Source organism: Paenibacillus chungangensis (assembly GCF_042675905.1).
GTDB lineage: Bacteria > Bacillota > Bacilli > Paenibacillales > Paenibacillaceae > Pristimantibacillus > Pristimantibacillus chungangensis.
In genome coordinates this window covers 222,584-236,962 of sequence record NZ_JBHTJZ010000011.1, presented here as the reverse complement: position 1 = coordinate 236,962, position 14,379 = coordinate 222,584, and the positions used below count along the sequence as shown (strand labels likewise).

At 55.2% G+C, this 14,379-nt stretch carries 12 protein-coding genes; 7 read left to right on the top strand and 5 right to left on the bottom strand.

Translation table 11 applies throughout. The features are described from left to right. Positions 1 to 17: 17 nt before the first annotated feature. The 6 genes from ACFQ2I_RS10685 to ACFQ2I_RS10660 all read left to right on the top strand — a co-directional run bounded on the left by ACFQ2I_RS10685 (position 18) and on the right by ACFQ2I_RS10660 (position 8,519). Positions 18 to 1,502, top strand: a complete 1,485-nt coding sequence (locus ACFQ2I_RS10685) for an extracellular solute-binding protein (RefSeq protein ID WP_377564137.1) — start codon at positions 18 to 20, stop codon at positions 1,500 to 1,502. 186 nt (positions 1,503 to 1,688) lie between these two features. Next, positions 1,689 to 2,591 carry a helix-turn-helix transcriptional regulator gene (locus ACFQ2I_RS10680; RefSeq protein WP_377564135.1) on the top strand — a complete coding sequence of 301 codons (903 nt, stop codon included), beginning with the start codon at positions 1,689 to 1,691 and terminating at the stop codon, positions 2,589 to 2,591. 17 nt (positions 2,592 to 2,608) lie between these two features. After that, on the top strand, positions 2,609 to 4,459 hold the full coding sequence (locus ACFQ2I_RS10675; RefSeq protein WP_377564134.1) for a hypothetical protein: 1,851 nt from the start codon (positions 2,609 to 2,611) through the stop codon (positions 4,457 to 4,459). 21 nt (positions 4,460 to 4,480) lie between these two features. Continuing rightward, complete coding sequence (locus ACFQ2I_RS10670; protein ID WP_377564132.1) at positions 4,481 to 6,034, top strand: glycoside hydrolase family 3 protein; 1,554 nt, start codon at positions 4,481 to 4,483, stop codon at positions 6,032 to 6,034. 717 nt (positions 6,035 to 6,751) lie between these two features. Next, positions 6,752 to 7,570, top strand: a complete 819-nt coding sequence (locus ACFQ2I_RS10665; RefSeq protein ID WP_377564131.1) for a Cof-type HAD-IIB family hydrolase — start codon at positions 6,752 to 6,754, stop codon at positions 7,568 to 7,570. Positions 7,571 to 7,637: 67 nt separating this feature from the next. Beyond that, positions 7,638 to 8,519, top strand: a complete 882-nt coding sequence (locus ACFQ2I_RS10660; RefSeq protein WP_377564130.1) for a protein-glutamine gamma-glutamyltransferase — start codon at positions 7,638 to 7,640, stop codon at positions 8,517 to 8,519. 138 nt (positions 8,520 to 8,657) lie between these two features. Here the strand turns inward: ACFQ2I_RS10660 and ACFQ2I_RS10655 are convergent, their stop codons facing one another. Further along, positions 8,658 to 9,338 carry a peptidylprolyl isomerase gene (locus ACFQ2I_RS10655; RefSeq protein WP_377564255.1) on the bottom strand — a complete coding sequence of 227 codons (681 nt, stop codon included), beginning with the start codon at positions 9,336 to 9,338 and terminating at the stop codon, positions 8,658 to 8,660. A 313-nt stretch (positions 9,339 to 9,651) separates the two neighbouring features. On the opposite strand from ACFQ2I_RS10655, the gene ACFQ2I_RS10650 reads away from it, so the two are divergent. Then, positions 9,652 to 10,341, top strand: coding sequence for a class I SAM-dependent methyltransferase (locus tag ACFQ2I_RS10650; protein WP_377564129.1), 690 nt, complete (start codon positions 9,652 to 9,654; stop codon positions 10,339 to 10,341). Between the two features lie 92 nt (positions 10,342 to 10,433). Here the strand turns inward: ACFQ2I_RS10650 and ACFQ2I_RS10645 are convergent, their stop codons facing one another. The 4 genes from ACFQ2I_RS10645 to ACFQ2I_RS10630 form a co-directional block, all read right to left on the bottom strand. Then, complete coding sequence (locus ACFQ2I_RS10645; RefSeq protein WP_377564127.1) at positions 10,434 to 10,898, bottom strand: MarR family winged helix-turn-helix transcriptional regulator; 465 nt, start codon at positions 10,896 to 10,898, stop codon at positions 10,434 to 10,436. Positions 10,899 to 11,018: 120 nt separating this feature from the next. After that, the gene (locus tag ACFQ2I_RS10640) at positions 11,019 to 11,972 is read right to left on the bottom strand and encodes a 2,3-diaminopropionate biosynthesis protein SbnB (RefSeq protein ID WP_377564126.1); all 954 of its coding nucleotides are present in this window, start codon (positions 11,970 to 11,972) and stop codon (positions 11,019 to 11,021) included. Between the two features lie 34 nt (positions 11,973 to 12,006). Continuing rightward, positions 12,007 to 12,972, bottom strand: coding sequence for a 2,3-diaminopropionate biosynthesis protein SbnA (sbnA, locus tag ACFQ2I_RS10635; RefSeq protein WP_377564124.1), 966 nt, complete (start codon positions 12,970 to 12,972; stop codon positions 12,007 to 12,009). A gap of 13 nt (positions 12,973 to 12,985) precedes the next feature. Continuing rightward, a complete protein-coding gene (locus ACFQ2I_RS10630) occupies positions 12,986 to 14,290 on the bottom strand; it encodes a hypothetical protein (RefSeq protein WP_377564123.1) in 1,305 nt (434 codons plus the stop codon). Positions 14,291 to 14,379: the final 89 nt, after the last annotated feature.

Below are 14,379 nucleotides of genomic sequence, written 5' to 3'. Positions count from 1 at the left end.
CATTTGGGGGAGATCACATGTTCAAGAAGTTATCAGCGGGCATTGCGCTCGTGCTGGTGATGGCGTTGCTCGCGGCATGCGGCAGCGGCAATAATAGCGGCGGAAGTTCAAGCAATGGCGATGGAAAGCCGGAGGGAGAATCGAAGCCGGAGCTCAGGCAGCTGGGCTTCCAGCGGAACTTTGATCCTAATCAGGATCCGGTGGCGAAGTTCCTGGAAGAGAAAACAGGGTATAAAGTGAAATATGAGACACTGCCTCTTGAAAATCCGGACGACAAGCTGAATCTGCTGATGGCCAACAACGAGCCGTATGATATTGTCAAGCTGTCCGGCACGCAGTATAACCGCTTGGCGGTGCAAGGGGCGCTGGAGCCGCTGGACGAGCTGCTGGCGGAGCACGGACAGAATTTGCTAGAGGCAACGCCTGCCGAATTTTATGAGAACACCAAAGTAGACGGCAAAATTTACGGCATCCCGGAGAAGCACCCGCGCGGTTTTGTCGGCAGCGCGCTTGCGATTCGTCAAGGTCTGCTGGATGAGCTGGGGATGGAAGTCCCAACCACAATTGATGAATTCTACAATCTGCTGAAAGCGATTAAGGAGCAGAAGGGCATTATTCCGCTGACCGGATTCGAGAGCATGGTTCCCGAGATCTCCGGGGCATTCGGCGTAGTCACAAGCTTCGATGTACAGGACGGAAAGTTGATTCACCGTCTGGAAGGACCGGGGATGAAGGATTATCTTGCCTTCATGAACAAGCTGTATAGCGAAGGGCTGATGGACCCGGAATGGCCTGTGAACAAGTCGGAGACGGTACAGCAGAAGTTCACGACCGGCAAAGCGGGCATCATGACGTACGGATGGGGCGTGGCGCCTGCCGTGACGGATGCGCTGAACAAAAATATGCCTGATTCTAAAATCACGCTGATTACCTCGCTGCAAGGCGAAGACGGTCAGATCGGCAATTGGGTGCAAGGCGGCGGCGTGAGCTGGTATATTGCAATTCCGAAGTCATCCAAGCATAAAGAGGATGCTATGAAGTATTTGAACATGAAAGTGGAAGCGGCGACGTTCAAGGAGCTTGCAATCGGTCAGGAAGGCGTTCACTTCAAGGTCGAGGACGATGGCATGCACCCGATATTGCCGGCCTTCAACGACGACCGCGGCAACTCCGACTGGTTCATGACCAGCACGGATGCGGACGCATTCGAGGAGCAGTGGCTGCTACGCGTTCGGAAGAATCCGATCATGTTCGACACGTTCCAGGAGATTCAGAAGCAGCTTCCTGTCTCTGTAAGCGACCCTACGCTATTGGCTCCGCCGATGCCGGTCGTAGCGAATAACTTGCAGAAGCTGAACAAGCTCGAGAATGACTATGCGATTAAAGTGATGGCCGGAGCGGAATCATTGGATGGCTATGATCAATTCGTGGAGGGCTGGATGTCGCAAGGCGGCAAGGATATGGTGGATGAATTGAGAGCTTGGCACGAACAATCGAAATAAATCATGCCGATGAGGGTCATGCGGGATCTACCGCATGACCCTCTGCTTATTGCAGAGCCAAAGAGCTGAAGATATTCCTTATTATCTTAAGATTCGTTGGCTGACGGACGGCGATGCTCTGCGGCAAAATAAGAGAAAGCGATTCATAGTCGCCGCACAAGACGCAGAAGCGAAGGAGGTCTATTCATGTCTGCAAAAGCTGTAACATCCCTTAGAACCGGCTCCACGCCCGTCTTCCACAAGCGCTATCTGGAACGGTCCTGCACGCTGACGCATGTCAGGCTGCTGCAGCTTCATGATCAGTGCATGCATGCGGCGCAAGGACGCACACGGCAGAATAGTTATAGTCTTCTCTATATGCTGTCGGGCAGCGGCGTTCTTCAGACGGAGGAAGCGGAGCTGCAGCTGTCGCAGCGGCATGCCGCATGGCTAAAGCCGGACTATGCGTATCGGGTCAGCTCCGACACCCGCGAGCCGCTCCGTCTGGTGGCCGTCGACTGGCAGCCGATCGGCGGATTATTGCGTCATCATGCCGCCTTGCAAGACTTCAATAACTGCAGAGTGATAGCGGACCATACGGGAATGGACGGCCTGTTAATTGATATGATGCGCGAGCTGACACATAAGGACGAATATGCCTTACCGATGGTAGACGTGCTTGTGAGCCGTTTGATTATGGTAGCTCTACGCGGGCTTCGGGGCTCAACTCTGAAGGAATCCCCTGTCGATAAGTCTCCTAACAGGACTGAGCTTGTCTATCGGGCCGTTCAATATATCGATCAAGAAGTGGACAGCATGACAGAGCTGGGAGAAGTAGCGAAGCGGCTCGGTTACAGCCATTCGCATCTATCGCACGCTTTCCGGGAGGAGATGGGCGTGTCCATGCAGGCTTACTGGGCTCAGCGGCGGATGATGCGGGCGATGAGCCGGCTGCAGTCGGGCCATTCCAGCATTACGCAAATATCGGAATATTTACATTACCGTTCCATTCATGCGTTCAGCAAGGCGTTCAAGAAGGCGACGGGCTTTACGCCTTCGGAATATCAGGCCTTATATGGAAGCGATGATCGGGAAGGCTACCCTATTTAAAGGTTGGAGGTCGTATCATGAAAGTGGTCATATTTTCGGAGAAGCCGTTTAGTGGGCATATGAATATAGAAGGGGCATTGAGGAAGGAGTGGGCGGACTTGGAATCCGCCGTTCTGGAAGAATACGATGCCGTGTGTTTAATCGGAAGCCAATCATTGGACTACCCCTTGTCCTTATCGATGGAGGTCTGCTCCAAGCTGTGGGCCTATGCGGAGAAGGGCGGACTGGTTTACGCGGAGATGATCGAAGCTTTTGACTTCCCTACCTCCAGGCTGCTGGGCTGGAAGCAGGATTTCCCCGCCACAAGAAGGACGATGGAGAAGCTTCGTGCGTCAAGAGATCTGGGAAGGCTGAAGGAAGGCGCACTGCTGGAATGGGGCGGCGCTATGCAGCAAGGATTTTCGTTCGAATCGGAGGTGCTGCTCTCCTTCGGACCATATGGAGATACGCATCACAGTGTACATGAAGCGGAGTCAGCCCGTCCGGCGATTAATGTTCGCAAGCTTGGAGAGGGGACGGTGGTCTACGCGGCGTTCTCGTTATTCTCCAGTCCGTCTCCAGAGCAGCTGAGACCCTATAGCAGCTGGGCTATGCTTCTGGAAGCGCTATCGGACCGGACTGGTCTACCCTGCGTCATAGGGGAACCGTCGATCAAGCTGGCGGGCGACGGCGGATCGGAGCAGGCGCTGGCCTGCAATATGCGCTGGTTCGAGCGTTCCGGCATTCTACCTGTTAGAGACGGATCGGAGGGCGTGTTCGAGAATATTCACTCCGTTACCGCCAAGTTGTCGAAGGACCGGAGACCGGACTGCCATGCGCATACCGCTCTTATGTTCCATCTATACGGAAGATGGAGCGGGGATGCCACCTATGAGGAGCGTTCCTATCGTCTAATGGATTATCTCTTCCGCGAAGGCTATCAGGATATGGACCCGGATTCGGAATCCTATGGCTTCTTCAAGTGGTATCAATTCCCTGGGGCGCATCCTCACCAGATCTTCACGGATGACAACGCATGGGCATGCTTCGTGCTTCTCTATCTTGCCCGGAGCACGGGGCGGGAGGAATACCGACGCCGCGGCATCCTGCTGGCGCAAGCGCTGCTGGATACCCAGCGTCGCGACGGCCTCCGTCCGAACGTGCTGATCCGCTCGGAGATGAAGACGCTCGGCCGGGAAGGCGTATTGGAGCTGGAGCCAAGCTTGAATCCGCATTTCGAGAGCATTACGCATGCTGCCTATATTCAGGCCTACCTCGTCACAGAAGATGAGATGTATCTGGATGCCGCATTGACGGGGACACGCACCTTACTGGCCAAGGAAGCGGCGTACAAGTTCATGTATAGCCGCACATCGGGGCTGACGCGCTTGCTGCTTCCGCTCGGTTATCTGATCGGGCATGACGGTACAGGAGAGATTGAGGCCGCACTGAACCGGACGATGGCGTATCTTATGGAGCACCGGCATGCATCCGGCGGCATTGAAGAGGCCGATAATCCGGATCCGCAACGGTTCGGCAAGGAAGATGCGGGCGTGTATATCGCCAATGGCGAGGGCATAGCAGATCAGCTGTACACGAACAACTTCCTGCTGATGAATAGCTGGGAAGCGTGGAAGGCGACGGGGAATCCGGCTTACAAGGAGCTGTATGATGACGTGTCCGCCTTCATGAGATCGATTCAGATCAGCAGCGAGGACAAGCGGTACGATGGCGGCTGGATGCGCGCCTTCGACCTGAACAAGCGGGAGTACTTCGGCAATAACGGCGATACGGGCTGGGGGCCTTACTGCATGGAGAGCGGATGGACGAATGCGATCGCTTCGGCAGGGCTGCTGCTTGGTCTGCTGGATGAGAGCTTATTTGCCTAATAGGGACGGAGGGATATAGCGATGCAACATAGAGTAGAGACGATGTCGCTGGAGGAGAAGGTAGGACAGCTGTTCACCTTCTATTATTGTAATCAGAACTATGCAGAGGCTGCGGAGATGTGCATTAAGCAGTTGAAGGCGGGCGGCATGTTCCTGGACGTTCAGAGCCTGGACAATCCGGAGCAGGTGCATGAGCTGACCGGAAGGATGCAGGAGACGGCGTTGCAGGAGGGGAGCGGCATCCCCTTGTTCATAGCCGCCGACTTCGTCGCCGGCGCGGGCTGCAAGCTTCCTGGCGGCGGCGCGGTGCACTTTCCCAAGAACATGGCGATCGGCGCTGCCGCAGATGAACAGCTAGCCTATGAGAGCGGACGAATTACAGCCGTAGAGTCATTGGCGATGGGCGTTAACTTCAATTACAGTCCGGTTGTCGATATTAACAACAATCCGGATAATCCCGTCATCGGTACGCATTCATTCGGGGAGACAAGTGAACTTGTCGCGACGATGGGGACGGCCGTCATCAGAGGTTATCAGGAGCATGGCATGATTGCGACCGCCAAGCACTTCCCGGGACATGGCGATACGAATGTGGATTCGCATCTGGCGCTTCCCGTCTTGCCATTCGGCGAGGAGCGCCTCCGGCAGTTCGAGCTGTCGACGTTCAGGGAGGCGATCCGCTGTGGTGTGGATGCGATTATGGTGGGGCATATTGCCGCGCCCGCCCTGGACCCCTCCATGCTTCCGGCCTCCTTGTCGAAGCCGATGATCACAGGGTTGCTGCGGCGAGAGATGGGCTTCCGTGGACTCATCGTGACTGACGGCATGTCCATGAAGGGCGTCACAGCGCTGTATTCCCAAGCCCGTGCCTGCGTCCTGGCTCTGGCAGCGGGAGCGGATATTGTGCTGGCTCATCCCAGAGAAGATCGGGAAGCGGTAGAGATGGTCGACGCCGTTCTGGAGGCGGTGCGGAGCGGCGAGCTGGAAGAAGCGCGAATCGATGAATCGGTGCGGCGCATATTGGCGGTGAAGGAGAAGTATGGGCTGACGCCGGAGAGAGCCGCAACTGCTGCTGGGGCGATGAAGACGACTCTTCTCAATCAGCCTGCGTCTCGAGAGATCAGCTCTCGGCTGGCCGCTCAAGTGATGAGGCGGACTGGCGAACCCGCTCGATGGGAGCAGGTGAAGAGAGTGAGAGCGGAGGGGGCGAAGTGGAATCTAATTGCACATTCTTCCTTGACGTTATTTGCCGATAGGCTGGAGGAGAGCGGCGCGATCGCCGACAAGCGGCTAGTGGATGCCAATGAGAAGCTGCCGGAAGCGGCTGGCGAGTGGGTAGGCGTGGGGCCACTGCTTGTGGCGATCGCCCATAACAAGCGGTTGCCGGATGAAGTGTATGAGCAATTGCGCGAGCTTGCTGCGACTTCGGAGTATGATGTCGTGGCGGTGCATTTCGGTTCGCCATACGATGTGGGGGACTGGCCGGAGCTGCCGGTTTTGCTCATGTACGACCATGCTCCCGCTTTGCAGGAGACGGCGGCGCAATTTCTGAATGCCGCCGAATGTCGGCGATAGCCGTTTACGCATGCCGCTAGCAAGTACCAGCCTTATCTTGTAAAGGTGACGAATGACATCCTCAAGAAGGTGCTGTTGGTGTGTTGGGGCTTGCAAATGGATTTTATGTCGTTATTTCTGCTAGTATTGTGATTTTTATATACTGGAAATGGATTGCGTACAGTTAAATTCGATTGCACAGCCCAACTTCTCATTCATCGGTCAAAATAATAGCATGAAATCCAGCTCATTGCGATAATAAGGACAATATTGGTAAGTTAATAGCAAGAAATACAGTTGGACGAGATGACTAGACGAGATGACTAGAGATGACAAGGTGAGTTGACTAGACGAATGACTGGATGAGATGACTAGATGAGTGTACATAGCGAGCACTGCATATATTGCTCCGGCGTTCGCCATTAACGGATTTGAGGTCGCGGATGAAGTGGGATTGGTCGTAGCAGCCGAGCGTTAAAGCCAACTCCATCCAGTCTCCCGCATACCCTTTGTCCAATTGCTCTGCTACGATCTGCATGCGGTACAGCTTGATGACCCGCTTGGGGCTGACGCCGACATAGTGGGTAGAGACGGGCAAGACGATCGATTATGGGTGGTAATGGAAAAATCGAGATGGCGCAAATAGTTGGCAGGAACCTCTCCTATTCTTTATACTGATGTATAAAGAGAGCTAGCGGATAGTTATGCCGTACAGGAAATGGGAGAGGATGAACCGCCATGAAATGCAAAATCGTGTTTTTTGATATCGACGGTACCCTGGTCAATGAGCAGAAGGATATTCCGCAGGACACCGTTGAAGCGATTCGTGAATTGAAAGCAAGCGGAGTGGAGCCTGTTGTCGCCACCGGACGGGCTCCTTATTTTATTGGACCGATACTGGAAAAGCTGGGCATTGAATCCTACGTCTGCTTGAACGGCGGTTACGTCGTCTATAAAGGGGAGCCGATCTATCGATTCGCCATTGCTAGAGATATAATGGGCAAATTGGTCGATAAGGCTGAAGAGCATGGGCATGGCCTGGTGTATGAAGGGGCAGAAGCTTATTACGCCAATCAAGAGACGAATACGTTCATGACCGATTCGGTGCTCTCGCTTAAAGTGAATCCTCCTGGCTACGACCCGGAATTCTGGCAGAAGGAAGACGTGTATCAGACGTTCCTGCACTGCGAGGCGCAAGAGGAGACGCTGTATGAGTCGCTGAAGGATGAGTTGACCTTCATCCGTTGGCATGAATGCGCAATGGATGTGCTGCCGAAGGGCGGCTCCAAGGCGAAGGGCATTGAAGCGATGTTGAACAAGCTGGGATATGATGCTTCCCAAGCCGTCGCCTTCGGAGACGGGCTCAACGACAAGGAGATGCTGGAATACGTCGGGTTCGGCATTGCGATGGGCAATTCCCATCCCGATCTGCTGCCGTATGCCGACTACGTTACCGCCCATGTCGACGATTCCGGCATACGCCGCGGGTTGGTGAAGGCGGAGCTGCTTCCGGCCAAGGCTGTTGCTGCGGCGCATAGGGGCGCGGGCGCGGTGTAACACTCACCAATTGTCACGGGCATACGTACAATAACCTAACCATATCAATGGCTTGGGGGTAAGTGACGTGATTGTGATCATGAACGACAGCATTAATAATCTATATCCCGGCGTGCTGACGGGTCTGGAACAACGAATTGTGAGCAAGAAGCAGGCCAGTCCCATGATTTACCGGTATCCCAGCATGGATGCCTTATTATTCGAGCTGAGGATGCGTTCCAATATTGTGCAAGCTGCCAAGGATATGAATGCCAGCGACGTGGGCTTCGCCACATTCAGCAATTCCCGCTGCAACCCTCAATACTGGATACGAACGCCGAATGGAGGCTTCCTGCTTAGACCCGGCGTACCGCCTTCGATAGGCATCAATGACATTTTCCAGAACGGTCAGCTGTATGCGTTTGAATGCGCAGGCGCGATTATTATCATGCTGTACAAGGCGGTGCTGTCGACGATCGGTGAACCGTTGTTCAACTATTATTTTCAGAACTTGTTCCTGAGAGATTGGCAATATGACAGAGATCTGCGCTTGATTACTACCTATAACCTGGCTGAGACTTATCCTGGCGACGTCCTGTACTTCAAAAACCCGGATCATCATCCCGCTAATCCGGAATGGCAAGGAGAGAACGTCATTATGATGGATGAAAATCTGTACTTCGGCCATGGAATCGGCATGGGGACGGGGCAGGAGATGATCGCAGTCTTGAATCGCGCAAGGCGGCCGGGCAGCATGGTATCTGCCTATCTGCAAAATCTGGTGCTGACGCCGGACTTCGAAGCTGTTCGCAGACTGACGATGCGGGAGCAGGTGGAGGCGGAAGAGGTGGCATTGGCGGCGATGTCGACAGCTGATGGAGATGAGGGCGTTGGGATTGTTGGCGCAGCGGATGAAGCAGCAGCTGTAATGGCTGCGGAGGATGCTGACGACGAGCAATTGTCGGTATGAGGTGACAGGAATAGAGGGGCTTAAGTCGTGCTGCATTTGATGCGGTGCGGCTTTTTGTATGTTCATGTGCCGGGTTCGGGCGCTGTCTAAACAAAAATGCCCCGAAGCCCATATGGACACGGAGCATTTGTAATGTCGTTAACTTGTTTTCTTCGGCTCCTCGAACGTCATGCCTTTCTTATCCACCGTAACTTTCTTCATGGAGATCGGCTCCAGCGGCTTGTTCTGCCCGTTGCTGTCCTGATTGACAATTTCATCGACTGCATCCATGCCTTCGATGACTTTGCCGAATGCCGCGTAATCTCCATCCAGATGAGGCGCTTCATCGACCATTATAAAAAACTGCGAGCCGGCCGAATCCGGCATGCCCGATCTAGCCATGGAGATAACGCCGCGGTCATGCTTTAAGTTATTTTCGAACCCGTTTTTGGTGAATTCGCCAGGGATCGAATAACCCGGACCGCCTGTGCCAATCCCATCCGGATCTCCGCCTTGGATCATAAACCCGGGAATGACGCGATGGAAGATGACATCGTCATAGAAGCCCTGGTCAACGAGTGCAATGAAGTTGTTCACCGTATTGGGCGCAACCTCGGGATACAGCTCCACTTTAATAATGCCGCCGCTGCTCGTCTCGATAGTGACCTCAGGATGTTGGTCGGAGCCAAGCAACACGGGCTCCTTGTCTGCCGGAGCCACTGTCTCCGCAGGAGGTTGAGTTTCCTTTGGCGCTTCCGAGTTTGTAGCGGAATTACCTGCGGAGCCTTGCGAATTGTTCTGCTTCGCCTGATTTACACCGCAGCCTGCCGCCACCAGCATAGTGAGCGCGATAACAAGCAGGGCGCATAATCGCAGTGTTGTTGTAAGTTGTTTCAATGGGGTAGCCTCCTTCTTCATGTTCCACAGTCCATATTATCACAGTGATGGAAGCCAAGCCAATGGGTGCAGCCGGTGCAGTGCGGACGGTTGCAAGCGGACTCTGATCCGCGCAGGAGCAAGTGTAGCGGTTGCCACAGCGCCTAATCGGCTCGAATATGGACAGATTTGATCCTCATCCGGTTAAGGGGCTTGACCTTCTCGCAGCGTCAACGTATACAGTGTGAAGGAACACATGCGAGAAGGAGATGGAACAATGCCGAATCATGAGCAAATTTATGCAGAACAAGCGACCCGTTATGAAGCGATGATCTCGAAGCAGCCCGATCTGCTGGAGGTTGTGAAGGGCATATGCCCTGTGCGGGGGCTGGACGTCGTGGATATGGGAGCGGGGACGGGACGGCTGACGAAATTGCTGGCGCCGGATGCGAAGTCGATTGCCGCACTTGATGCGTCGGTAGCGATGCTGCAACTGACGGCTGCAAGCCTGCGGCAGTCCGGGCTGGTGAACTGGAGCGTGCATACGGCCGATCATCGTACACTTCCGCTGGAAGACAACTGCGCCGACCTGGTCGTATCGGGCTGGAGTATTTGTTATCTGTGCGCGACAACTCATGAAGAGTGGAGGAGCAATCTTGCTGCCGTCATGAATGAAATTGAACGAATTCTGCGACCGGGCGGAACGGTCATTATTTTCGAAACGATGGGAACGGGGTGTGAGACGCCTTCGCCGCCGTCCTTCCTCGTACCTTATTATGAAGCGCTCCAGGCAGAGTACGGCTTCCAGCACAGCTGGCAAAGAACCGATTATACGTTCGGAAGCGTGGAGGAAGCAGAGGAAATGACGAGATTTTTCTTCGGTGACGAGCTTGCCGATGCGGTGGCGCGGAGAGGAGAGTATGTCGTGGCGGAATGCGCAGGGGTATGGTGGAAGACGCTTGAATGAACGGAGGTGACAGAAGGTGTGCGGGGCTGAAGCGTGAAAACGGTGAAAAGGCTGGTTGTAGGCAATGTGACTTCAGCTGGAAGGGCGAGATTTTATCTGTTGTTTGATGAATCGCTGCCGGGCGCTTTTCTCATTCTGTCTAATAATGTATGTACTTGATCCAGCAGCGCCGCTCCCTCTTGAGGGGAGGCGTTCAACTGACAGGCAAGCTTGTGGGGGATGGAGACAGCCTTCTCACGCAGCGCTCTCCCCGATTCTGTCAGGGTGATCACAACGCTTCGCTCATCCTGTATGTCCCGGGTGCGGACGATCCAGCCCGCTGCTTCCAGCTTCTTCAGCAACGGCGTCAAGGTGCCGGAATCCAGATACAGCTTATGGCCGAGTGTATTGACGGTAACGCCATCTTCTTCCCATAACGCCAGCATCGTGACATATTGTGTATAAGTTAAGCCCAGGTCTTGCAGCAAAGGCCGATACAGCTTCGTTATTTCGCGCGAGCACGCATATATGGCGAAGCATAGCTGCCGGTCTAGCTGCAGCGGGTTGTTTGTCGTCATCGTGATCCTCCCGACAATTGAGTGGCTCTCAATTCAATTGTATTAAATCCAATATAGCGAACAGGCTGGTTGAAGTCAATTTTGAAGAGGTTGGCAAGTGTTGTAATGTACGGAGTCCTCTTATTCCAATGATAAGCCGATATTCAACCGACGGCTTTCCCGGACGAACCAGCCTGCCACGGCGATATCGAATACAGCCATGCCCATGGGAGCGAACAGCACGGATTCCTTGCCAGGATCGGTCAGGACGACCGACAAGGCGTTCCGGCAGACGACATCCCGGAGCGATAGCGTATCCTCTTCCTTCAATCCGTGAAGAAGATGCAACTGCTCGATATCCGTATTCTCCCGGCACACTTCCGTCCAGTCATCTACGACGATGTGGGCTACAGACTGCAGGGCTTCTGCTTCGTAGTCGCGCAGCGAGACATGCAGCAGCAGACTCCCTGGTCGCGGAGGGACATTCACATAACGTGAATGGCTTGCCGTACAGGTGATTACGACACTGCATTGCCGATACAAGGATAACCAGCTATCGGCAATCGAAGTTACGGCTTGCAGCGATGGCGGTACAAGCTCCAGATCAACCGGGCGAATGTCGTGGATGAGCACTTGGCTGACGGCATCGGGGAATAATGCGGCGCACATCTCCAGGTGGAGACGACCGATAGGTCCCCAGCCGATAATACCGATACGAAGAGCTGCCGGAGCGGGATGAATGTCTGCATAACGGCGCAGCATAACCCCGCTTACCGCTGCCGTGCGGACCGCGCTGACCAGTGCGCCGTGCAGTAAGGCGAACGGCGCTCCGCTGTCGGCGTCGTTCAGGATGGTGACGCTGTGCGCCCGAGGCAGCCCCTGTCGCAGATTGTCCGGGAAGCTGGCGATCCACTTCAAGCCTGCCGTATGAACGGCTCCGCCTACATATGCCGGCATAGCGATGATACGGTTGCGCGGATCGCCGTATCGCAAGTAGGGCTTCAGCGGCTGAGCGCAGTCGCCGTTATCCAGCAACCGTACAGCTTCTTCTATCTCCTGCAGCAGCGCCTGCCAATCAGTCCCGATCCGCTTCATATGCCTCTCTCCCAAATAGATCAAGCCGCATCCCTCATTTCTCTGACAAGCGTGTTCCGAATTGCTCCTCTACCCATGCTTCATTGTATACCGTGTCCAAATAGCGCTCTCCGCGATCGTGAATGATGGCTGCGATAACGGACTCTTCAGGCAGACGGTCCATGAGCGTCTGCACAACCGATATAACGGCTCCGGAGGAAGGGCCGGCCAGAATCGATTCTTGCCGCAGCAGACGATGGCAGCCTATCGTCATGTCCCGGTCCGTCACCTTCACAGCATAATCCATTGCGATGCCTTCAGCGAACGGGGGGACGATGCCGGCTCCCAATCCGGGGTAGAGCCGCTTGCCCGGCGAACCGCCGAGAATGATGCTGCCGGCAGCGTCGACGGCGATTGATTTGGTCGGCAGACCGTGCTTTCGGATATATTGCGAGCAGCCCAGCATGGTGCCGCAGCTGCTGACGCCCCCTGCCACGTAATCAACGCTGCCCAGTTGCTGGGCAATCTCACGCATCGTTCCTTCTTCATGCGCAAGCGGATTGTTGCTATTGCCGTATTGATTGGGCCAGAAGCTGCCGGGGATATCCTCCAGCAGCTCCCGCACCCGCTGCAGTCTCGCGGGCAGGAATTCCCCGGTGTCCGGGTCCGGCTCTGCCACATAAGACACTTCCGCTCCGTAGATCCTCATAATGCGAATGTTCTGATCCGTCGTGCGGGGATCGATGACGCTGATGAATCGCATGCCCATGCAGGAGCAGATCGCCGCCATGCTGATGGCCATATTGCCGGAGCTGGATTCCACGACGACAGAGCCCGGTCCGACCGTTCCTTCGCGCCAGGCGTGCTGCAAAATGCGCAGAGCGGGGCGGTCCTTGGCGCTGCCGGTAGGATTCATCAGCTCCAGCTTGCCGTACACTTGAATTCCGCGTCGATTAGCGAACAGCTTCGACAAGGGCACCAACGGTGTGTTCCCGATATGTTCAAGCCAACTGCGATCCATACGCCAATTCCCCCTACGAATAAATGCGCTTCCCCTTCACGGCGCCGCCGGGGAGCTGCTCATGCTCCTCCAGGACGATGATCTCGATGTCCTCCAACAACCCGTTGCGGATCATCATCCCGATAGCGGGTATCTTGTCTCGCAGCTCCGACTGCAGAAGCGCCAGCTTCCTGCCGTCCCCCCGCAGCTCAGTACTCTTCACGACAAGCTTCAGCCGGTTGCCCTCCACCATGACGCGCAAGGCCGCATCCTTCAGCACACGGCTCGTCACTTCTTCAATGTCATACAGGCTGATCTTCTCGCCGTGCTTCAGCTCCGTTCCGATTCGCTTCACGATAGCGGAGAAGGCGCCTCTTCGCTGTCCGTTCACTTCTACCGTCGTAAAGTTCCTGACCACATCGTAGGTCACGTAGCGTATGGCGGGGAATTGCTCCCGTATAAGGGAAGTGAGCACGAGTACTCCTTCGTTGTCCGCCAAGTCTGCGAGGCTATGCTCAAGCTCTGGCAGATCATCCGGCAACGGATCGGGAGTCTGTTCGCTTGCATCCAGCTGTTTCATCGCCTGCAGACCCTTCCAAGTTATACACTCGCCTTCGACGCCCTTCGCCAGCACATACAGACCCAGCTCATGGTCATAAGCGGCGATGGAGCCGATCTCGATGGAGCCGTAGGTGTCCAGCACATCGCACTGCGACAGGCCGAAGCGCGCGGCGATGTTGCGCTGCCATTCCGGCGGTGCGATCTCGCCGACCAGAATGATCTTGCGGATGCCGAGCCAGCTCGGATCGGGCGCAGCTGCGGCGATGGACTCCAGCAGCGACGGCATCGTGTAGAGCAGCTGCGGGCGGAAGTCCGCCAACTGCCGGACATGTTCTTGTATCGGTGCGGTGAACGGGATGCTTCTTCCTTCCATGCCCATGCCCATGAAGATAGCCAGCGCCGTGCTTGCGGCATGGCCGGTGCCCAGATCCGCTATGGCTCGGCCGCCGCTCAAGCTGCTCCCGAGCCACCTTTGGAACGTTTGCCGTTTGCTGCGGATATATTGCTCCTCGTCTTGCCAGGAGTAGCGAATCTCTTTCCTATGACCGGACGAGGTGCCCGATGTGTAATAGCGCGACAGCTCTTCTCCTGCCTCGCAGCACTGATTCAGATGATATGGCTCCAGCCGCCTCGCGGTGAGAAGGGGAAGTCGTATAAGTGCGATATTCTCATTGCCGGACGGCATGCCGCTCGGGAACAATTCTCTATACCAAGGGTGATAGTGTGCAATCATGTGCAGATGCGTTCCTGGCACGCGCCAGTTTGCCAGTTTTGTCATACAGCGTTCGTTCCCCCTTCGCGCAACAACGCCCTTTCCATAAGCATATGTGATTATCGCCTGTTGGTTCGCCTTGGATGTCAGCTGCC